Origin of the sequence: Acidipropionibacterium jensenii DSM 20535 (assembly GCF_000425285.1) — a bacterium.
Lineage (GTDB): Bacteria > Actinomycetota > Actinomycetes > Propionibacteriales > Propionibacteriaceae > Acidipropionibacterium > Acidipropionibacterium jensenii.
Genome location: NZ_AUDD01000009.1, coordinates 105,784 through 125,513, shown reverse-complemented (window position 1 = coordinate 125,513; position 19,730 = coordinate 105,784). Strand labels below are relative to the sequence as shown.

General features: G+C 70.2%; 17 protein-coding genes. 8 read left to right on the top strand and 9 right to left on the bottom strand.

The annotated features are described in order from the left end of the window. Positions 1 to 298: 298 nt before the first annotated feature. Positions 299 to 1,399, bottom strand: a complete 1,101-nt coding sequence (locus H590_RS0107895; RefSeq protein ID WP_028703135.1) for a polyprenyl synthetase family protein — start codon at positions 1,397 to 1,399, stop codon at positions 299 to 301. Between the two features lie 128 nt (positions 1,400 to 1,527). Here H590_RS0107895 and H590_RS0107890 point away from each other — a divergent pair, with 128 nt between their 5' ends. Both H590_RS0107890 and H590_RS0107885 read left to right on the top strand, forming a co-directional pair. Beyond that, complete coding sequence (locus tag H590_RS0107890; RefSeq protein ID WP_036981565.1) at positions 1,528 to 2,499, top strand: Dyp-type peroxidase; 972 nt, start codon at positions 1,528 to 1,530, stop codon at positions 2,497 to 2,499. Between the two features lie 56 nt (positions 2,500 to 2,555). Beyond that, on the top strand, positions 2,556 to 3,479 hold the full coding sequence (locus H590_RS0107885) for a methylenetetrahydrofolate reductase (RefSeq protein ID WP_028703133.1): 924 nt from the start codon (positions 2,556 to 2,558) through the stop codon (positions 3,477 to 3,479). On the opposite strand, the gene H590_RS15585 is transcribed toward H590_RS0107885, so the two are convergent. Further along, complete coding sequence (locus H590_RS15585; RefSeq protein ID WP_051238302.1) at positions 3,406 to 5,664, bottom strand: HelD family protein; 2,259 nt, start codon at positions 5,662 to 5,664, stop codon at positions 3,406 to 3,408. The two genes, H590_RS0107885 and H590_RS15585, sit on opposite strands and share 74 nt — an antisense overlap. Before the next feature lie 95 nt (positions 5,665 to 5,759). After that, positions 5,760 to 7,061: a hypothetical protein gene (locus H590_RS0107875; RefSeq protein ID WP_028703132.1), complete on the bottom strand. Its 1,302-nt coding sequence runs from the start codon at positions 7,059 to 7,061 to the stop codon at positions 5,760 to 5,762. A 413-nt stretch (positions 7,062 to 7,474) separates the two neighbouring features. On the opposite strand from H590_RS0107875, the gene H590_RS15580 reads away from it, so the two are divergent. The 5 genes from H590_RS15580 (at position 7,475) to H590_RS15575 (ending at position 11,926) form a co-directional block, all read left to right on the top strand. Next, positions 7,475 to 8,674, top strand: coding sequence for an ABC transporter substrate-binding protein (locus tag H590_RS15580; RefSeq protein ID WP_051238300.1), 1,200 nt, complete (start codon positions 7,475 to 7,477; stop codon positions 8,672 to 8,674). A 5-nt stretch (positions 8,675 to 8,679) separates the two neighbouring features. Further along, the gene (locus tag H590_RS0107865; protein ID WP_028703131.1) at positions 8,680 to 9,807 is read left to right on the top strand and encodes an ABC transporter permease; all 1,128 of its coding nucleotides are present in this window, start codon (positions 8,680 to 8,682) and stop codon (positions 9,805 to 9,807) included. Beyond that, a complete protein-coding gene (locus H590_RS0107860) occupies positions 9,801 to 10,625 on the top strand; it encodes an ABC transporter ATP-binding protein (protein WP_028703130.1) in 825 nt (274 codons plus the stop codon). Before H590_RS0107865 ends, H590_RS0107860 begins: the two co-directional genes overlap by 7 nt. Before the next feature lie 50 nt (positions 10,626 to 10,675). Beyond that, positions 10,676 to 11,359: an alpha/beta fold hydrolase gene (locus H590_RS0107855; RefSeq protein WP_028703129.1), complete on the top strand. Its 684-nt coding sequence runs from the start codon at positions 10,676 to 10,678 to the stop codon at positions 11,357 to 11,359. Positions 11,360 to 11,488: 129 nt separating this feature from the next. Beyond that, complete coding sequence (locus tag H590_RS15575; protein ID WP_036981563.1) at positions 11,489 to 11,926, top strand: Hsp20/alpha crystallin family protein; 438 nt, start codon at positions 11,489 to 11,491, stop codon at positions 11,924 to 11,926. 7 nt (positions 11,927 to 11,933) lie between these two features. Here H590_RS15575 and H590_RS0107845 read toward each other — a convergent pair whose 3' ends face one another. The 4 genes from H590_RS0107845 to H590_RS0107830 all read right to left on the bottom strand — a co-directional run bounded on the left by H590_RS0107845 (position 11,934) and on the right by H590_RS0107830 (position 15,206). Next, entirely contained in the window at positions 11,934 to 12,470 is a 537-nt protein-coding gene (locus H590_RS0107845; RefSeq protein ID WP_028703128.1) for a gluconokinase, read from the bottom strand. 102 nt (positions 12,471 to 12,572) lie between these two features. Then, entirely contained in the window at positions 12,573 to 13,415 is an 843-nt protein-coding gene (locus H590_RS0107840) for an ABC transporter permease (protein WP_197720492.1), read from the bottom strand. Beyond that, positions 13,412 to 14,272 (bottom strand): ABC transporter permease, encoded by an 861-nt coding sequence (locus tag H590_RS0107835; RefSeq protein ID WP_028703126.1) that lies wholly within the window; start codon positions 14,270 to 14,272, stop codon positions 13,412 to 13,414. The genes H590_RS0107840 and H590_RS0107835 overlap by 4 nt, the downstream gene beginning before the upstream one ends. A 4-nt stretch (positions 14,273 to 14,276) precedes the next feature. Continuing rightward, the gene (locus H590_RS0107830; RefSeq protein WP_028703125.1) at positions 14,277 to 15,206 is read right to left on the bottom strand and encodes an ABC transporter ATP-binding protein; all 930 of its coding nucleotides are present in this window, start codon (positions 15,204 to 15,206) and stop codon (positions 14,277 to 14,279) included. A gap of 94 nt (positions 15,207 to 15,300) precedes the next feature. Here H590_RS0107830 and rarD point away from each other — a divergent pair, with 94 nt between their 5' ends. Continuing rightward, positions 15,301 to 16,257 carry an EamA family transporter RarD gene (gene rarD, locus H590_RS15570; RefSeq protein ID WP_232020978.1) on the top strand — a complete coding sequence of 319 codons (957 nt, stop codon included), beginning with the start codon at positions 15,301 to 15,303 and terminating at the stop codon, positions 16,255 to 16,257. Here rarD and gcvP read toward each other — a convergent pair. After that, positions 16,254 to 19,214, bottom strand: coding sequence for an aminomethyl-transferring glycine dehydrogenase (gene gcvP / locus H590_RS0107820; RefSeq protein WP_028703124.1), 2,961 nt, complete (start codon positions 19,212 to 19,214; stop codon positions 16,254 to 16,256). The two genes, rarD and gcvP, sit on opposite strands and share 4 nt — an antisense overlap. Positions 19,215 to 19,303: 89 nt before the next feature. Beyond that, complete coding sequence (gcvH, locus tag H590_RS0107815) at positions 19,304 to 19,678, bottom strand: glycine cleavage system protein GcvH (RefSeq protein WP_028703123.1); 375 nt, start codon at positions 19,676 to 19,678, stop codon at positions 19,304 to 19,306. Positions 19,679 to 19,730: the final 52 nt, after the last annotated feature.

The following is a 19,730-nucleotide window of genomic DNA, read 5'->3' as shown; positions in this document are numbered from 1 at the left end:
AGACCGGCGAGACTGGCGGCGAGGGCCATCGCGGATCTCATGAGCGTTCTCCTCGTTTCCTCCGGGGCCCGTCGCCACCCCACGGGCGACCCTCGGCCTCGGCCAGACAGAGCATAGGTCGTCGACGAGTTCTGCCACCACAGAGCCGGTCCGCGGACTGTGCGGTTGCCGGCCCTCCGGATGGCAGATCTCAACCGGCCCCACCACTCACACCGGCCCCACCACTCACACCGGCCCCACCACTCACACCGGCCCCACCACTCACACCGGCCCCACCACTCACACCGGCCCCACAGCCTCAGGAGTCGCGGCGCACCGACTGGCGGGCCAGCTCGCGCAGGGCGCGGGCCCCGTCGTGGGTCATCTCGGCGTGGTCGAGGACCGCGACGGCCCGCTGGTAGCCGTTCTCGATGTCCTTCTCGACCTCGGCCCGGGCCCCGCTGCGCTCGATGATCCGCCGGGCGTCGGCGACATCGGCGTCGTCCAGGTCGGGGCGGCCCAGCAGGGATTCCAACCGGGCGGCGTCGGCAGGGGTGGAGGCCGCCAGGGCGTGGGCCACCAGGACGGTGCGCTTGCCCTCGCGCAGGTCTCCACCGGCCGGCTTGCCGGTGAGCCCGGCGTCCCCGAAGACTCCCAGCAGGTCGTCGCGGAACTGGAAGGCCCTGCCCAGCGGGGACCCGAAGTCCAGCATCGCCTGGTGCAGGGAGTCGGTGCCCCCGCCCAGACTCACTCCGATCTGGGCGGGCCGCACGACGGTGTAGCGGGCCGACTTGAACTCCACCACCCGGTTGACCAGGTCCAGGGCGGACTCCGAGGTCCCGCCGGCCAGCCTCGCCTCGGCGGCGACGTCGAGCACCTGGCCGCAGGTCACCTCGGTGCGCACCGCCTCCAGCAGAGGGGTGGCAGCCGAGAGTCGCAGCGGGTCCACGCCGGACCCCGAGAACATCTCCGCGCTCCACACCAGCAGCAGGTCGCCGAGCAGGATCGCCATGTCGGTGCCGTAGTCCTGGGCCGAACCGGAGCCGCTCATCTCGAGATGGGCGGCCTCGAACCGGCGATGGGCCGCCGGGAGCCCACGGCGGGTGTCGGAGTGGTCCATCACGTCGTCGTGCATCAGAGCGGAGACGTGCAGCAGTTCCAGGCTGGCCGCCGCCCGGATCAGCGGGGCGGCGTCCACCGGCTGTCCGGCCGCGGCCACCCGGGCCCAGTAGCAGAAGGCCGGACGGAGTCGCTTGCCCCCCGAGGTGTAGTCGCGAGCGGCCGCCAGTACCGGCTCCAGTTCGGCTCCGATGACCCCCAGCACCGGCTTCTGGGAGTCCAGGAAGCCCGACACAGCGTTCTGGACCGCGCGGCGGAAGTCATCGCCGGCCGGGGCGGCGGGGTCGAAGTAGGCGCACATGGCGCCAGCCTAGGGCTCCGGCCCCCGCGCCCACATCCTGCCGATAGACTCAGGCGGGCCAGCACCGCCGGCCACCGGCGGAGGAGATCACCGTGCTGGCGGAGTCCCAACGTGATAGGGGAGTCATTGTGACAGCGTCCACCTCATCGGATCAGAGTTTCGCCGGCAGGGTTCCGATCGCCCCTCAGCAGGTCGATGCACCGCTGACCCGTTCGGCGATCTTCCTGGTGGTGGGGGTGGTCGACCGTCCCGGCGCGATGGACACCGTCCGTGACGTGGTGGCCGGCCTCGAGGGACTGGTCAAGACCATCGGGTTCCGCGATCTGCCCGCCCAGCTGTCGTGCACGGTGGGGATCGGCGCCCGGGTCTGGCCGGAACTGACCGGACTGAGCACCCCGGCCGAGCTACATCCTTTCAAGGAGGTCCGGGGCGCCGCGCACACCGCCGTCTCGACCCCCGGCGACCTGCTCTTCCATATCCGTTCCAACCGTCAGGACATGTGCTTCGAGCTGGAGCGCCTGCTGCTGGAGGGCCTGGGGGACGCCGTGACGACCATCGACGAGACCTCGGGGTTCCGCTACTTCGACGCCCGGGACCTGCTCGGGTTCGTCGACGGGACGGCCAACCCGGTCGGCCCCAACCTTCCCGCCAGCACCCTGGTCGGTGACGAGGACCCGCAGTTCGTCGGCGGCTCCTACGTCCTGGTGCAGAAGTACCTGCACCAGATGAGCAGCTGGGCGAAGCTCAGCACCGAGCAGCAGGAGTCCATCATCGGCCGGCGCAAGGCCGACGATCTGGAGCTGGACGACGCCGTCGAGGGACAGAAGTCGCACAAGACCCTCAACACCATCACCGACGACGCCGGCGAGCACGACATCCTGCGCGACAACATGCCCTTCGGCAGCCCCGGCCAGGGCGAGTTCGGAACCTACTTCATCGGCTACGCCCGGCACCTGTGGGTGACCGAGAAGATGCTGGAGCGGATGTTCATCGGTGATCCGCCGGGACTCCACGACCGGATCCTGGACTTCTCCGAGGCGAAGACCGGGTGCGTCTTCTTCGCCCCCTCGGCCAGCCTGCTGGCGGGTCTGGCCGGCTGAGTCGGCCTCCCGGCCGTCTCAGGATCGGCTCCGGTGCTGGTCCTGCTCTAGGGTGAATGGCCATGCAGCCCTCGAAAACCTCCACGGCGACCATCGCCGACCTGCTGGCACGACCCGGACGGCCCCTGCGGTCCTTCGAGTTCATGCCGCCGCGCAGCGAGGAGGACGTCTACCGGCTGTGGCAGGCCACCGATTCGCTGGTTCCCCTCGAGCCCGACTTCATCTCGGTGACCTACGGCGCCAACGGCTCCAACCGGGACCGCACGCTGCGCTGCACCCGGCACATGGTCGCCTCCGGGCTGCGCACCGTGGGTCACCTCACCTGCGTCTCGCAGAGCGTCGCCGAGCTGGAGCAGGCCGTCTGCGACTACCGGGACGCCGGGGTCGACCACATCCTGGCCATCCGCGGCGACATGCCCGGTGGGGCCACCGAGCCCTGGCTGGCCCGGCCCGACGGGCTGGCCAATGCCACCGAACTGGTGAGGCTGGTCAAGCGGGTCAACCCGCAGGCCTGCGTCGGCGTCGGGGCCTTCCCCGACGGCCACCCGGCCTCCGGCGATCTGGACCTGGACGCCCGCATCCTGGCCGACAAGGCCCGGGCCGGGGCCTCCTTCGCGATCACCCAGCTGTTCTTCATCCCCGAGCACTACACCCGGCTGGTGGCCAGGGTCCGAGCCCTGGGATGCGACATCCCGATCATCCCGGGGATCATGCCGATCACCTCATACGGACAGATCCGCCGGTTCGGCGACCTGTCGGGCACCGATGTGCCCGCCGACCTGGTGGCACGACTGACCCGGGTGGCCGATGACCGGGCCGCGGTGCGCGAGATCGGCCTGGAGGCCGCCGCCCAGCTGTGCTGCCGGCTGCTCGACGAGGGAGCGCCCGGCCTGCACTACTACACCCTCAATCGGTCGCGTGCGACCACAGAGCTGCACTCCATGGTGCGTGATCGCCGGCCGCAGCTGTGGGATCGCTGATCCCCAGCACCACCAGCCGCTGGGTCGGGCGGGTCAGTGCCACGTAGAGCACCCGTACCCCGCCGGGAGCCTCGGCGACGATGTCGTCGGGATCGACCACCACGGCGGCGTCGTACTCCAGCCCCTTGGCCTGCATCGTGGTGACCGGGATCACCCGGTCCGTCCAGGCTGCCAGCGGCGAACCCTCGGTCACCAGATCCCGGGCCACCCCGATGAGGGAGGGCGGGCAGATCACCCCGATGGTGCCTCTCACCTGGTCAACCAGGTGTGACACCCTGGCGGTGATCTCCTCGGCCAGATGCGCCCGGTCGGTGCGCGCCAGCTCCGGCTGGATGCCGGTGGAGCGCACCGCCTCGGGCAGATCGGCGTCCGGGTGGACGGTGGAGATGACATCGGCCGCCAGGTCGAAGACCTCGGCGGGGGAGCGGTAGTTCTTCGTCAGCCGGAAGGTCCGCCGCGGCGCATGGCCGGTGAGCTCGGCCACCGCGGCGTCGGTCTCGGCCGGATAGGGGTAGGCCGACTGGGCCGGGTCCCCGACGATCGTCCAGGACGCCTGGGGGCCGCGCCGGCGCAGCATCCGCCACTGCATCGGGGTGATGTCCTGGGCCTCGTCGACCAGGACATGGGCGAAGGTGTCCTGAGGTTCCTCGTCGGACTCCGGGGTGCGGGAGTCGCTGAGGGTGTCGGCCATGGTCACCAGCTCCTGGACGTTCTCCCCCTCCTCGATGAAGACGGGCCGGTCGGCGTCCGGGGCGGCCGGGGTCGGCCCCAGCACCGCGGCCAGCTCGTCGAGAAGGGCGACGTCGGCCACCGACCAGTCCCGGCGGCCGTGCTCGTCGGCGTCGGGGATCGAGGCGGAGAGCACCGCCCGGTCGGTCTCGGTCAGGTCGGCGGCGACCCGGTCCATCACCTCGGGGGAGGCCAGCCGGGCCAGCTCGTCTGCGGGGCTCATCGGCGGCCACCAGGCGTTGAGGAACATCCGGAAGGAGGCTTGGGAGGTGACCATCTCGTCGAAGTCCTCACGGGTCAGATCGTAGGAGGCGATGGCCTCCTGGGGCATCCGCGACCACAGCTGGTCCAGCAGGGACTGGGTGACCGGGGTGAGACTCCGGTTGTACCTGTTGCGCGCCAGGATGCGGGTGCGGGTGCGGGCCAGGGTCTTCGCGGCGAGGGTGAGCACCTCCCCCTTGACAGTGACGCGCAGGCTCAGCGCCGAGGGGTCGGCGGTGAGCGGCAGTGCGACCAGCTGCTCGAGCAGGTGCACCATCTTGAGGCTGCCCTTGAGGGTGGCCGCGTGGGACTCGTCGAGCCGGTCGGAGCCGTGCTTGAGGACATCGGTGGCCAGATCGCCGACCGAGCGCAGGGTGACCGAGTCCTCGCCGAGGCTGGGCAGCACCCGTTCGATGTAGTTCATGAACACCTCGCTGGGCCCGACGACCAGCACGCCGCCGTTCTCCAGTCGGGTCCGGTGGGTGTACAGCAGGAAGGCGGCCCGGTGCAGGGCGACGACGGTCTTGCCGGTTCCCGGTCCGCCGGCGATCGTGGTGACTCCCTGGTAGGGGGCGCGGATCGCCTTGTCCTGCTCGGCCTGGATGGTGGCCACGATGGAGTGCATCCGGGTGTCTCGGGCGCGACTGAGGGCGGCCATCAGGGCCCCCTCGCCGATCACCGGGAGGTCGTCGGGGTTGGCGGCGTCCAGCAGGTCGTCCTCGATGCCGATCACCTTGTCGTCGCGGCAGCGCAGCACCCGCCGCCGGGTGGCCCCCATCGGGGAGCTGGCGGTGGCCCGGTAGAAGGGCTCGGCGGCCGGCGCCCGCCAGTCGATGACCAGCGGCTCGTAGTCGGCGTCTCGGACCCCGATCCGACCGATGTGGCGCACCTCCTGGTCCCCGGCCAGGTCCAGACGGCCGAAGACCAGACCCTCGTGCTCGGAGTCCAGGACCGCCAGTCGGCGCGCCGCGTTGAAGGCGAAGGCGTCGCGCTCGAACATCGCGGTGGCGTCCTCCTCCCGGACCCAGGTGGTCCGGTCGGAGTGATAGATCTGCCGGCTGGCGTCGGCCAGTCTCTTCGCGGCGGCGGTGTCCGACTTGAGCTGTGCATAGACCCGGTCGACGTGCGCCTGCTCGGCGGCGATCTCCTGGGCGACCGTGTCCACGGTCGTGGCGGCGGAGGAATCAGAGGTCAACGAATTCTCCCTGGGGTGGGCGTCCAACCCGCGTCTGCACGCGGGCTGACGGGAGAGTTTACGCGCTCCCGATCGGTTCGGAGCACGATCTCGCCTCAGGCCGACGGCATCCGGCGGTGGGCTCGCCCGTCCGCCCCGACCGCCCGGTTGGTGGGGGAGACGTCCTCCCCGGTCAGGTGCAGGTGCACCTGGTAGGCCGCCAGCGCCCCGGTGAGCAGCTGCGCCCAGGGTTCGGGCCCGCCGTGGGAGGCGGGGCTGGCCGCCAGGGTGGCGACGCCGTCGTGCCGGGTCCAGCCGAGCACCGGACGCCGCCGCCAGCCCCCGGTGTCCGACAGGGCCGGTCCCCGGGCGGGATCGGGCACCGGCCGGGTGTGGTCGTCGGTGACGGTGACCAGCCGGTCGCCGTTGCGCCATCGCCATCGCACCACCGGGCCGTCGGGGGTGTGCTCGATCTGCTCCCGGATGCCCTCATCGGCGTCGCGGGGATCGGGTGCGAGGGTGGTGGTGAGGGTGCGGACCGGGGCCCAGAAGGTCTGCTGTCGGCGGATCGGGCGTCGACGGACCGGCGGGGCTGTGGCCTCGACCACCGCGTCAGCGGGGCCTTCGCTGCCGGTGCCTGCCGCAGCGTTCACCGGCGCCCCGGACGCCGGTCGGGTCCCCGCGAGGACCGCGATGCCGCGCCGGTCGAGCCTGGCGTCGAGAAGGTCCAGCAGGGGCTGGAGATCGGTGGGGCCCTGCGGCCCGACCAGGTGCCACCGGCCGAACACCCGTGGGACGGCCAGGTCGGCGGCCAGCAGGACGCCCCCGGCCCCGGGCCGGGTGCCTCCCTCCAGGGGGCCGAGGCTGTCCAGGCAGGCCGCCAGCAGGTCAGGCAGGTCCCTGGTCAGGCCGGTCAGTGCCGGGGTGGTCCTGATCGTCTCGGGCAGGGAGCCGACTCGCGGTGTCGAGGTCACCGCGCGCTCCACCCCCAGGCGGCGCCTCGCCTGCCAGATCTCGTCGGCCCGGTCCAGGACGGCCCGCCAGCAGTCGGCGACGTCGGGCCCGAAGCGCCGGCGCACTGCCGACAGCTGGTCGGCGCGCTCGGTGGGCAGGGTGAGCTCATCGGCGTCGAGCAGGTGCACCGGCGACGGGGCCTGGACCAGTCGCAGCCCCCGCCCGGACAGTTCGGCGTCCATGCTGCGTCCGGACTTGGCGAACAGGTCCTTCCATGCGGAGGGGAGTTCCAGCACCGGCGGGAGGGTGGCGGCCAGCGGACGGGTCGAGTCCCGGCGCCATCGAGGGTCGGCGCAGACCAGACTCACCCGGTGGCCCAGTCGCGACAGCCGCAGTGCCGCCGCCAGAGCGACGAGGTTGTCGCCGTGAACGGTGACGCGGAAGGGCTGATCGGCGGGTGGCACCCGTCCATTCTGCCGTCCCGGCAGGGCGTCGTGCAGCCTCCGAAGGGCTGCCACGGTGCTTCGGCGTCTCAAGAGGAGAGATGGGGTATTGACAAGTGAGACGGAGTTGGGATGGGGAGGAGCTCGGCCTACGGTGATTCCACCCCGTGGACGTGGGGGTTGTTGGTGAGAGGAATGCCGAGGCATGGCCGAGCAGATGGATTCAGCACGTCGCCCACAACGGGCCTGTGCGATCTGTATGTGCTCCTGTCCCTGCTGACCTGAGCCTCGGCCGACCGTGATCGGCTGCAGACGAGTCGTCAATCCGGATCTCTCCCGAACCCACCGAGTCACTCCCTCGGGTCCCCTGCGCCCCAGTGAGACACCGCGTTGTCTCCACCCGGCGACGGACCCCTTCTGCAGAAGAAGTTGTCATGTCACACAATGAATCGAATGGACCGCGCCCCACCGGTCCCCACTCCGAATCCGACCATCCCGGTGCGAGCCGTCCCGGCACGGTCCCCGGGGAGTCCTCCGCCGAGCGGATCGTGCTGCCCTCCGGCGCCGTTCTGGTCGACGAGGCCTCCGAGGACCAGCACCGCGGCATCAGCCGCCGCACCTTCGTCACCGGTGTGGCGGCCGCCGCCCTGGGCGGACTGGCGCTCGGCGGTGGGGTCGGCGCTCTCATCGGGCGCTCCGGACAGCGGGGTTCCGCCCCTGCTGCCGCCGAGGTGCGCAATCGCCCGCTGTCGATCATCTACGGCGGAGACGTCTGTGACGCACCCTCGATCGTCGCCAAGGAGAAGGGCTTCTTCAAGGAGGCCGGGCTGGATGTCACCCTGCACCGCACGGTCGGCGACGAGGACATCAAGGCGGCCGTCGGCTCCGGTCAGTTCGACGCCTCCTCGGGGATCTTCTACTCCTGGCTGAAGCCGGTCGAGGAGGGCCAGAACGTCAAGTTCGTGGCCGGCTTGCACGCGGGCTGCCTCAGGCTCGTGGTGCCCAAGGGCTTCAAGGGGACGGTGGCCGACCTCAAGGGCGGCACCATCGGCATCCCGAGCCTGTCCTCCAGCGCCACCATGTTCTTCTCGATGGACCTGCTGGACGCCGGCATCAATCCGCTGCCGGAGGCCAGGCAGGTGCACTGGAAGGTCCTCGACCCCTCGACCCTGGCCGATGCGCTGCGGCGCGGTCAGGTGGACGCCATCGCGACCTCGGACCCGATCGCCTACCGACCCATCCTGGGCGACTACGGGATGGAGCTGGCCAGCAACATGAGCGGTATGAACAAGCAGGCCTACTGCTGCTGCACCGCTCTCAACGGCGACCTGGTGCGCAAGGAGGAGCCGCTGGCCCGCAAGCTCATCGAGGCCTGGTGCCGCGGGTCGCGCTATGTCGCCGGCCATGAGGCCGAGGTGGCTCACATCGAGGTCGACAAGAAGTACGTCGCGGGCGACGTCGGGACCATCCAGAAGCTGCTGTCGGGATACGTCTGGGAGCCCTCGGTGGCGAAGCTGAAGGCGGCCCTGCTGCCGGGCATCGGGAAGTTCCAGAAGACCGGTTACCTGGACGCCGGTGCGAACCCGCAGATGCTGGCCGACAAGGCATTCGCGACACTCGGGATCGGGTGGTGAGCGCGATGTCCACTGCAGTCTCCACTGCTGCCTCCGGGGCGACCCGCACTGCCGCAGTCGACGGGTCGCCGACCCTCTCGACCGCCGGCACCACCCGCGAGCGGGACGAGGCGCTGGCCGCCGATCCGCGGATTCTCACCGGGCTGACGCGACGTCACAAGGAGCGGACGGCGAGCCCGCGGATGGTGGCCGCCGTGCTCCTCGCGTGGTTGGTGACGACCCTGGTGATCGCCCTGGTGCCCGACTCGGACTCCTTCGTGGTGCACGGTCAGACGGTCGTGACGGTGCTCACCGCCGGCACCACCGTGGCCCTGGCCGTGGTCTGGTTGATCGCCCGCCGCCCGGCGGGCCCGCGTCGGCTGGCCGCCTCGCGATGGCTCGCCCACTGGTCCAGCTGGTGGATCGCGGTCGCGGTGGTGGTGCTGGCGTGGGACCTGGCCACCGCCAAGGCCGGATGGGGACGGCCTCCCTACTTCCCCCCGCCCGGCCAGCTCATCACCGAGGCCTGGTCGGACCGGGTGCTGCTGGGATCCTCGGTGGCCCACTCCGCCGGTCTGCTCGCCCTCGGTCTGCTGATCGGCGGGGCGACGGGTCTGGCCACCGGGATGTGGATGGGATGGTCGCGACGGGTCGGGTACTGGCTCAGCCCGATCGTCAAGTACATCGGTCCGGTGCCCACCCTGGCCTGGATCCCGATCGTCTTCATCGCCTTCCCCAACACCTTCTGGGCGGCGGTCTTCCTGGTCGCACTGACCGTCTGGTTCCCGATGACGGTGCTCACCAATGCCGGCATCCGATCGGTCCCCAAGGAGTACTTCGACGTCTGCCAGACTCTCGGCGCCTCGCCGCGGTTCCTGGTGCTCAAGGTCTCCCTGCCGGCGGCCCTGCCGAACATCTTCACCGGCATCTTCATGGCCCTGCCCACCGCCTTCGTGGCGCTCACCATCGCGGAGACCCTGGGGGTCAATGCGGGGCTCGGCTGGTACATCAACTGGAAGAAGGGGTGGAGCGCCTATCCCGCGATGTATGCGGCGATCGCGGTGATGGTGATCTTCTGCGGCACCCTGCTCACTGTCGAACTGGCCATCAGGAACCGCGTCCTGGCATGGCAGAAGGATCTCACGAGATGGTGACCGACTCGGACACAGCTACCGGTACAGACACAGCCAAAGACACAGCTACCGGGACGGGCCGCCCCGCGACGACCCGCGGAGCCATCGACCTGCTCGACATCAGCCAGGCCTTCCTCAGTCACGGGGAGCCCCTCCCGGTGCTCGACCATGTCAGTCTGTCCGCCCGCCCGGGAAGTTTCGTGAGCCTGGTGGGACCCTCCGGGTCCGGCAAGTCCACCCTGCTGAGGCTGGCGGCCGGGCTCGACAAGCCCCTCACCGGCAGGATCTACGTCGACGGCCGCCGGGTCACCGGACCCGACCCCTCGCGAGGTCTGGTCTTCCAGGACCCGACCCTGCTGCCATGGCTCACCGTGGAGCAGAACATCGGGCTGGGGCCCCGCGTCCAGGGGCACAGGGATGATCCGGTCTGGCGGGACCGGGTCGACGCGATGATCGAGATGGTCGGTCTGGAGGAATTCCGCCAGACCCTGCCGGCCGAACTGTCGGGGGGAATGGCTCAACGGGCCTCACTGGCCCGCGCCCTGGTGACACGTCCGGAGATCCTGCTGCTCGACGAACCGCTCGGCAAGCTCGACGCCCTCACCCGGTCCACCCTGCAGGTCGAGATCGATCGGCTCTGGCGCAGACAGGGGTTCACCGCCCTGATGGTCACCCATGACGTCGAGGAGGCGCTGCTGCTGTCCGACCGGATTGTCGTCTTCTCCGCCAGACCGGCGCGCGTCCTGGAGGATGTCCCGATCGACCTTCCCCGACCGCGCACCCTGGACGACCCCGAGTTCCGCCGGCTGCGACGTCGCATCCTCGACCTGCTGTCCTGACGCCTGCGCCGAGTTGCCCGGGCTCGTGCGGGTCGTGATATGTCTCGCAGGTGACCACTGATCCGATCGTCTGTCTGCACGGCATCACCAGTTCGCGCACCACCTGGGGCGGCCTGGTGCTGGCGGCCAAGCCGCTCGGCACCGACCCGCACTGCCTCACCCTGCTCGGACACGGTCCGGTGGGGGAACGGCGCAGGGCGGACGGGTACTGCCTTGAGGCCTTCGTGGCCGACGTGATGGCGCAGATCAATCGCCTCGGCCTCCAACGGTTCCAGCTGGTGGGGCACTCCCTGGGCGCCCACGTGGCGAGCATGATCGCCGAGAGGTTCCCGCAGCGGGTGAGCCGCCTGGTCCTCGAGGAGCTCCCGGTCCCGGCACGATCGCGTGCCGACTCCGGACCCGTCTACCACCGCTGGTCGGGGGCTCTCATCAAGGTCGGCGCCCTGTCGGGGTACCGGCGCTTCGATCCGGTGATGGTCTCCCGCGTCCTCGACCAGTTGGGCCGGCCGAGGCCGCAGTGGTGGCGGGATCTGGGCAGGATCACGATGCCCGTCCTGATGATCGCCGGGGGCAACGACTCCTATCTCGACCAGACCCGGTTCGCGCTGGTCGCCGCCGAACTGCCCGACGTCCGTCTGGTCGAGATCGACGGCGGTCACCGGGGGCACATCACCCGGCAGGAGGAGTTCCTCGCCGAGGTCGTGCCATTTCTCCTCGGGCCGACACAGAATTGAGCGAAGCAGACTCAACTCTGTTTGGGTTCTGGGGTATCGGTGTCTAAAGTTAAGTCTGCAAGGCTCAAGGAGCCGGGGACGGGCATCGTCCCCAGACCACAGACCGCACAACTCGGAGGATGATCACCGATGGCACGTACGTTTGACTCGCTCAGTGAGATGGATCGCCTGTTCTCGGGAGTCTCACGGACTCCCGCCTCGGTCGCCATGCCGATGGACCTGTACCGCGACGGCGACTCCTACGTCGCCGAGCTCGATCTGCCCGGGGTGGACCCGGCGAGCATCGACATCGACATCGACGGCCAGACCCTCACCATTCGCGCCGAGCGCAGCTCCCACGCCGGAGAGCAGTCCCAGTGGCTGACCCGCGAGCGCGCGGTGGGCACCTTCGCCCGCCAGCTCACCCTGGGCAACGGACTGGCCACCGACCAGATCGGGGCCGACTACTCCGACGGCGTACTGCGCCTGACCATTCCGGTCGCCGAGGCCGCCAAGCCGCGCAAGATCTCGGTGCGTCACAGCGATGCCGCCAGGGCCGGCAGCGTCCGCAGCAGCGTCGAGGTCTGAGCGCAGCTCAGCCGCCGGTCGCGGCCGAGGGGCCGCGACCGGCCAGCCAGTGTGCCGCCTCGACGACCAGATCCGGGATCGTCCGGGCGATGTCCAGAGTGGTCCCGGCCTCATCGGGGCCCAACGGTTCGAGAGTGGCGAACTGGGAGTCGACGAGACTGGCCGGCATGAAGTGGTGGGACCGTGCGGCGACCCGCTCGACGATGAGGTCGCGGTTCCCGGCCAGGTGCAGGAAGACCACCTCGGGGCAGTGCTCTCGGATGAGGTCGCGATAGCTCCTCCTGAGGGCCGAGCAGGCCACCACCCCGCCGCGGTCGCGGTGGTCCTCGAGCCACCGGCCGATTATCTGCAACCAGGGCTCCCGGTCGGCGTCGTCCAGGGGATGGCCGGCGGCCATCTTGGCGATGTTGCGGGCCGGATGCAGATCGTCCCCGTCGACGAAGGCCAGGTCCAGGCGGGCCGCCAGTCGAGTCCCCAGGGCGGACTTCCCCGAGCCCGAGACCCCCATCACCACGACCAGCGGCGGTACGCCGGGTGCTGCCATCTCTGCTCCGTTCCGTGAGTCACGAATCTGCTGCGCCAGGGCCCTGATCCCTCGAGAACCGGCCGGCTCGACGCAGCCGGCCGGGGCCTTCCGGCTGACGTCTCATCGCAGGAACAGTGCTCGCAGCCGGCCGGCGGTCAGCCACAGCCCCAGTCCCGACATCACCAGGAAGTAGAGGGCGTGGGCCCCGGTCGCCGCGGTGAGGTGTCCCACCGACAACTGTCTCATCAACTCCACGCCGTGCCACAGCGGCATCGCCTGCACGATCCACTGGACGGGCTGCGGGTAGACGCTGATCGGGTACAGGGTGGCCGAGAACAGGAACATCGGCAGCATCACGAGGTTGATCATGTCCATCTGCTGGAAGGTCTTCATGAAACTGGTGATCCCCATCCCGAATGATGCGAATCCCAGCGCGACGAGCAGGGCGGCGGGAATCATCAGCACCGCGCACCAGCTGGTCACCAGGCCCATCGTCACCAGCACCGCCATGAATCCCAGGGCGTAGAGGAGTCCGCGCAGCAGGGCGAGCAGGATCTCGCCGATGGCGACGTCCAGGGGTCCCAGGGAGGTCTGCAGCATCGCCTGGTAGAGCTTGGAGAAGTTGAGCTTGAAGAAGACGTTCCAGGTGGAGTCGTAGATCGCCCCGTTCATCGCCGAGGTGGCCAGCAGGGCCGGGGCGATGTAGGCGGCGTAGGAGATCGGATGGCCGCCGGGACCCTCGACGGTGCCGACCAGCCCTCCCATCCCGACTCCCATCGCCAGCAGGTAGAGCACCGGTTCGAAGAACCCGGAGACGAGCACCGCCCAGTTCTGGGACCTGATGGCGCGCAGCCCCCGTTCCAGCACCGCGGTGGTGTTTCCCGAGTAGAGGCCGGGCGCCGGGCGGCGTCTCTCCAGCCTCCTGATGATCTCCTGGGTCTGGCTGTTCGCCGGGCGAGTCACTGCGTGAGCTTTCGGGTGTAGTTGCGGCAGGCCCAGACCATCCCGGCCGCGCTGAGCCCGGCGAGCACCGCGAGGTGGACGACGATCAGCCATCCCGGCTCGCCGGCTCCGTAGCTGACCTCGCGGGCCAGCTCGGTGCCGTGCCAGATGGGGGAGATCCAGCCGATCCACTGCAGATAGCCCGGCATCGAGGAGAGCGGGAAGTAGGTCCCCGAGAACAGCACCAGGGGCATCACGACGAACCGCAGCACGAAGTTGAACTCCTCCCCCTCGCTGTCCAGACCCGCCGCATAGCCCTGCAGGAGAGCGCCGAAGGCCGATGCGGACAGCATCGTGATGGGCACGCACAGCCAGGACCACGGCCCGGGTGCTGCGCCGAAGGCGATCATGATGAGCCAGAACACCACCGCCTGGCCGAGGAACCGGACCATCACCGCCAGATGGTGACCCAGGGCGATCTGGGCGGGGGTCACCGGGGTGGCGGCCGGACCCTGGTAGAGCCGGTCCCAGCGGAATCCCCGCATCACCGGGTAGGAGAACTCGGTGGCGGCGCTCATCGTGGCGGTCAGCACCATGATCGCCGGCGCGACGAAGACCAGGTAGGAGACGCCGTCGACGGTGCGTCCGTTGGCGCTGATGAGGGTGCCCAGACCAACCCCCATCGCCACCATGTAGAGCAGCGGCTGACCGATCGACTCGATGATCAGGGACCACGTCCAGGACCGCATCGCCAGCAGCTGCCAGCGAGCCACCTGCCAGATGCCGCGCCTCGACATCCGGGCGGCCATCTGGTCGGGGCGCAGCGGCGTCCCGCGCTGGGCGATCTCGGAGCCGGCGTCGTGGATGCGGGTGGTCATGGCGTCAGTCGATGAGGGAGCGGCCGGTGAGGGTGAGGAAGACGTCCTCCAGGCTGGTGCGACGCACCAGCGAGGTGATCGGTTCGAGCCCGCGGGCGGTCACCGCGGCCATCGCGGTGTCCCCGGACTCGGCGTAGACCAGGATCCGGTCGGGCAGCACCTCGCGGCGCTCCCCGACATCCTCCAGTGCGGCCACCGCCTCACCGTTGCGGGCCGACCCGAACCGGAGCTCCAGGACCTCCCGGGAGCAGTACCGGCCGATGAGGTCGGCGGGGGAGCCCTCGGCCATGATCCGGCCGTGGTCCACGACGATGAGCCGGTCGCACAGCTGCTCGGCCTCGTCCATGAAGTGGGTGGTGACGATGAGGGTGACCCCCTGCTCCTTGAGTCGGAACAGCCGGTCCCACAGGATGTGGCGGGCCTGCGGGTCCAGACCGGTGGTGGGTTCGTCGAGCAGCAGGATGCCGGGTTCGTTGATGAGCCCCCGTGCGATGGTGAGACGCCGCTTCATGCCGCCCGACAGATTGCGGACCTTCTCCGCGGACTTCTCGGTGAGCTGGGCGAAGGCCAGCAGGTCGGCGACCTTGGGGCGCAGCCAGGAGGTGGGCAGGCCGAAGTACCGGCCGTAGGTCAGCAGGTTGTCGCCGACGGTGAGCTCCTCGTCGAGGTTGTCGGACTGCGGGACCACGCCGAGGTGGGCGCGGACCTGGGGGCCGCGCTGCTGGGGATCCAGGCCCAGAACCGTGAGCGTTCCCCCGGAGCGGCCCAGGGTGCCGCCGATCATCCGCATCGTGGTGGACTTCCCGGCGCCATTGGGTCCCAACAGGCCGAAGGACTCGCCGGGGCGGACCCGGAAGTCGATGCCGTCGACCGCCACGAAGTCTCCGTAGACCTTGCGCAGGCCACGGGCGGAGACGACGGTCTGATCACTCACCCGTCAGAGCCTATCGGCGAGGTGTCATCCGCAGCGGCATCGGTGCCTGTGGAACCGGTCATCGGATACCGCGGAGGCGGGCTACTCTTGCGCGGTGATCTCCTCGGAACCGTCCCCCTCGGCCCCCTGGGCGGAGGCCTCCCGGGGGCGCGGCGTCACCGCAGCCCTCATCGCCTACGGGCTCTGGGGCGCCTTCCCGCTCTACTTCGTGGCACTCGCCCCGGCCGGCGCGATGGAGATCCTGGCCCACCGGATCCTGTGGACGATGGCCACCTGCGCCGTGGTGCTGCTCTGGCGCCGCGACTGGGAATGGCTGCGCGACCTGCTCCACCACCGCGGGCTGGCCGCCGGCGTCGCCCTGGCCGGGGTCCTCATCACCTGCAACTGGGGCACCTATGTCTGGGCGGTTCGCGCCGGCCACACCACCGACGCCGCCCTCGGGTACTTCCTCAACCCCCTGGTCACCATCGGGCTGGGGGTGCTGGTCCTGCACGAGACGCTGCGCCGGCTCCAGTGGGTGGCGGTCGGCATCGGGCTGGTGGCCGCGGTCTTCCTCACCGTCTCCACCGGGACGGTGCCGTGGACCGCTCTGGTGCTGGCCTTCAGCTTCGGCCTCTACGGGCTGGCGAAGAACCGGATCGGTGTCTCGCTGGACCCCTGGCAGTCCCTGGGAGCCGAGAGCGCCACCCTGGCCCCCGTCGCCCTGGCCTTCCTCGTCGTCCTCCAGATCCAGGGCGGCTCGACCTTCCTGGCACCGGCGGGGGTGCACACCGGACTTCTGGTGCTCTCGGGTGTGGTGACCGCCCTGCCGCTGCTCTTCTTCGCCGAGGCGGCCCGGCTGATACCGCTGTCGCTGATCGGGCTGATCCAGTTCATCACCCCGATCCTGCAGCTGATCGTCGGCGTCGCCGTGCTCGGCGAGTCGATGTCGACCTCCCGGTGGATCGGCTTCGGGATCGTGTGGATCGCCCTCATCGTGCTGACCGTCGACTCGCTGATCGCCGGCAGCGCCGCCCGGCGGGCGGCCCGCCGGGCGGTCGATCCGTCCTAGACCTCCTCGAAGGCCTCGGGGGGAGGGCAGGAGCAGACCAGGTGTCGGTCGCCGAAGGCGTTGTCGATGCGGCCCACCGGGGGCCAGTACTTCGCCTGGATCCGGGTCACCGGGTTCATGTGGAGACCGGACTCCTCGTCCCGGCCGGCTGAGGCGGCGACCCCGGGATAGGCCGCGACCTTCCTGGAGTAGGGGTGCTGCCAGTCGTCGGCCATCAACCGGTATGCCGGATGGGGGGAGTTGACCAGCGGGTTGTCGTCCGCCGGCCAGGCCCCCTCGGCCACCCTGTCGGCCTCGGCGACGATGGCCCCCATCGCGTCGCAGAACCGGTCCAGCTCGGCCAGGTCCTCGGACTCGGTGGGCTCGACCATCAGCGTGCCGGCCACCGGGAAGGACATCGTCGGGGCGTGGAAGCCGTAGTCGATGAGCCTCTTGGCGACGTCGTCGACGCTGATCCCGGTCCGGTGGGTGAGCGGGCGCAGGTCGAGGATGCACTCGTGGGCCACCAGACCGTTGGCCCCGGTGTACAGCACCGGGATCTGGCTCTGCAGCCGCCTGGCCACGTAGTTGGCGTTGAGGACGGCCTGGCCGGTCGCCTCCCGCAGGCCGTCCACACCCATCAGCCGGATGTAGGCCCACGAGATGGGCAGCACCGAGGCCGAGCCGTAGGGGGCCGACGCCACCGGCGCACTGCCGTGCTCCAGGCTGCCGCCCCGGGTGTTGACATGGTCGTGGCGCGGGCTCTGCGGATGGCCGGGAAGGAAGGGTGCCAGGTGGGCCTTGACGGCCACCGGTCCGACTCCCGGTCCGCCGCCCCCGTGCGGGATGGCGAAGGTCTTGTGGAGGTTCAGGTGGGAGACGTCCCCGCCGATCTCGCCGGGTCGGGCCACCCCGAGCAGGGCGTTGAGATTGGCCCCGTCGATGTAGACCTGCCCGCCGGCGTCGTGGACCATCTGGCACACCCGGCGCACCTTGGCCTCGTAGACGCCGTGGGTGGACGGGTAGGTGAGCATGATCGCCGCCAACTGGTCGGCGTTGGCCTCGATCTTGGCGGCCAGATCGGCCAGATCGATGTTGCCCTGGTCATCGGAGCCTACCACCACCACCCGCAGTCCGGCCAGCGCCGCCGAGGCGGCATTGGTGCCGTGGGCCGAGGAGGGCACCAGGCAGACCCGGCGCTGGTCCTCGCCGCGGGAGTGCTGGTAGCCGCGGATGGCCAGCAGACCGGCGTACTCCCCCTGGGAGCCGGCATTGGGCTGCAGACTCACGGTGTCGTAGCCGGTCAGTTCGGCCAACCAGGTCTCCAGGTCGTCGATCAGCTGCAGGGTCCCGGCGGCATCGTCGGCCGGTGCGAAGGGGTGCAGGTCGGCGAACTCCGGCCAGCTCACCGGCTCCATCTCCACGGCCGCGTTGAGCTTCATGGTGCACGAGCCCAGCGGGATCATGCCGCGGTCCAGCCCGTAGTCGCGATCGGCCAGCCGCTTGAGGTAGCGCATGAAAGAGGTCTCGGAGCGGTAGCTGGTGAACACCGGGTGGGTGAGGAAGTCGCTGGTCCGGATGAGGGCGCCCGGCCACTCCCAGGCGGCGTCCGCGCCGGCCCCGGCGTCGGTGTGGCGTCCCCCGATCAGCCCGGCCAGGGCGGTGACGTCCTCGGCGGTGACGGTCTCGTCGAGACTCAGTCCCACGGTGTCGGCGTCCAGCAGGGCCAGCGTGTACCCGGCCTGGCGGGCGCGCAGCCAGATCTCCTCGGCCCGCCCGGGAAGCCTGATCCGCAGCGTGTCGAAGAACGGCCCCTCGGCCGGATCCAGCCCCGCCGCGCCCAGCGCCTCGGCCAGCGCCACCGTCCGGTCGTGGACCTGCTGGGCGATCCGCCGGATCCCCTCCGGCCCGTGCCACACGGCGTACATCGCCGCCATCACGGCCAGCAGCACCTGCGCGGTGCAGATATTGGAGGTCGCCCGGTCGCGCCTGATGTGCTGCTCGCGGGTCTGCAGGGCCAACCGGTAGGCGGGGACGCCGTCGGCGTCCCTGGACATCCCCACCAGGCGGCCGGGGATCTGGCGCTCCAGGCCCTTGCGCACCGCCATGTAGCCGGCGTGCGGACCGCCGTAGCCGATCGGGACGCCGAACCGCTGGGTCGTCCCGACGGCCACATCGGCGCCCAGTTCCCCGGGCGGAGTGAGCATCGCCAGGGCGAGAATGTCGCACTCGGCCACGCAGATCCCACCGGCCTCGTGGACCGCCTCGAAGACCTCTCTGGGGTCCCAGACCCGTCCCTCGGCATCCGGGTAGGCGGCCAGCAGGCCGAAGCACCCCTGCTCGACCTCGGGCCGCCAGGATGCCGGATCGGTGAGATCGGCCTCCACCAGTTCCAGGTCTAGAGCGGCCGCCCGCCCGGCGGCCACGGCACGCACCTGGGGAAGCAGGGCCCGCCCGACGATGAACCGGGAGGTCCTGGCCCGGGAGGCGCGCCGGGCCAGCAACATCCCCTCGGCGGCGGCACTCGCCTCGTCGAGCAGGGAGGAGTTGGCCACCGGCAGGCCGGTGAGGTCCTCCACCATCTGCTGGAAGGTGATGAGTGCCTCCAGTCGTCCCTGGGAGATCTCCGGCTGGTACGGGGTGTAGGCGGTGTACCAGGACGGGTTCTCGAAGACATTGCGGCGGATCACCGCGGGAGTGAGAGTGCCGTGGAACCCCTGGCCTATCAGGGCGTGGGTGACCCGGTTGCGGCCGGCCAGACGGGCCAGCTCCGCGCGCACGCTCGCCTCGTCCGCCGCCGGCGGCAGGCTGGGCGCCGTCACCGGGGTCAGGATGTCGGCCGGTGCCGCCAGCTCGATGAGCTCGTCCAGGGAGTCCGCTCCCAGCTCGGCGAGGGCGCGCTCCCGGTCCCTGCCGATGACACCGACATGACGCGCCGCGAAGGTCTGATCGGCAGATGACGGACGGTTGGCGGGCATGGTGGTCCTTTCAACGGGGAGCCGGCGGGTGGGCCGTCGGGCCGGGAATCGGGGGGAGCAGTGGTCCGGATCGGGGCAGCAGTCGGCAGTCAGTCGGCGGTCAGTGCCAGGTACTCCTGGCGGCCGAGCAGGTCCGTGGGTTCCTCGGTGTACTCCACCTTGAACAGCCATCCCTGGCCGAAGGGGTCGCTGTTGACCAGCTCCGGTGCCTCGGCGAGCTTCTCGTTGACCTCGGTGACGGTGCCGCTCACCGGTGAGAACAGGTCGGAGACCGACTTCGTCGACTCCACCTCGCCGATCGCGGTTCCGGCGCTCACCTGCTGGCCGACCTGCGGCAGGGAGACGAAGACCACATCTCCCAGTTCCTGGGTCGCGTAGTCGGTGATGCCGACCGTGGCCGTTCCGGTGCCATCGGTGGAGAGCCACTCGTGCTCCTTGGAGTAGAGCAGGTCATCGCGTGTCATGTGTGTCTCCTGTGCTTGTCGTGTGCGGTCGGGGCTGTCGTGTGCGGTCGGC

Bases quoted from the DNA above. Each gene is read 5' to 3' on its own strand.
- H590_RS0107895 (WP_028703135.1), bottom strand. From the start codon at position 1,399: ATGTGCGCCTACTTCGACCCCGCCGCCCCGGCCGGCGATGACTTCCGC.
- H590_RS0107845 (WP_028703128.1), bottom strand. From the start codon at position 12,470: ATGGCAGCACCCGGCGTACCGCCGCTGGTCGTGGTGATGGGGGTCTCG.
- H590_RS0107860 (WP_028703130.1), top strand. From the start codon at position 9,801: ATGGTGACCGACTCGGACACAGCTACCGGTACAGACACAGCCAAAGAC.
- H590_RS0107885 (WP_028703133.1), top strand. From the start codon at position 2,556: ATGGCCATGCAGCCCTCGAAAACCTCCACGGCGACCATCGCCGACCTG.
- gcvP (WP_028703124.1), bottom strand. From the start codon at position 19,214: ATGCCCGCCAACCGTCCGTCATCTGCCGATCAGACCTTCGCGGCGCGT.
- H590_RS15580 (WP_051238300.1), top strand. From the start codon at position 7,475: ATGTCACACAATGAATCGAATGGACCGCGCCCCACCGGTCCCCACTCC.
- H590_RS15575 (WP_036981563.1), top strand. From the start codon at position 11,489: ATGGCACGTACGTTTGACTCGCTCAGTGAGATGGATCGCCTGTTCTCG.
- H590_RS0107835 (WP_028703126.1), bottom strand. From the start codon at position 14,272: ATGACCACCCGCATCCACGACGCCGGCTCCGAGATCGCCCAGCGCGGG.
- H590_RS0107865 (WP_028703131.1), top strand. From the start codon at position 8,680: ATGTCCACTGCAGTCTCCACTGCTGCCTCCGGGGCGACCCGCACTGCC.
- gcvH (WP_028703123.1), bottom strand. From the start codon at position 19,678: ATGACACGCGATGACCTGCTCTACTCCAAGGAGCACGAGTGGCTCTCC.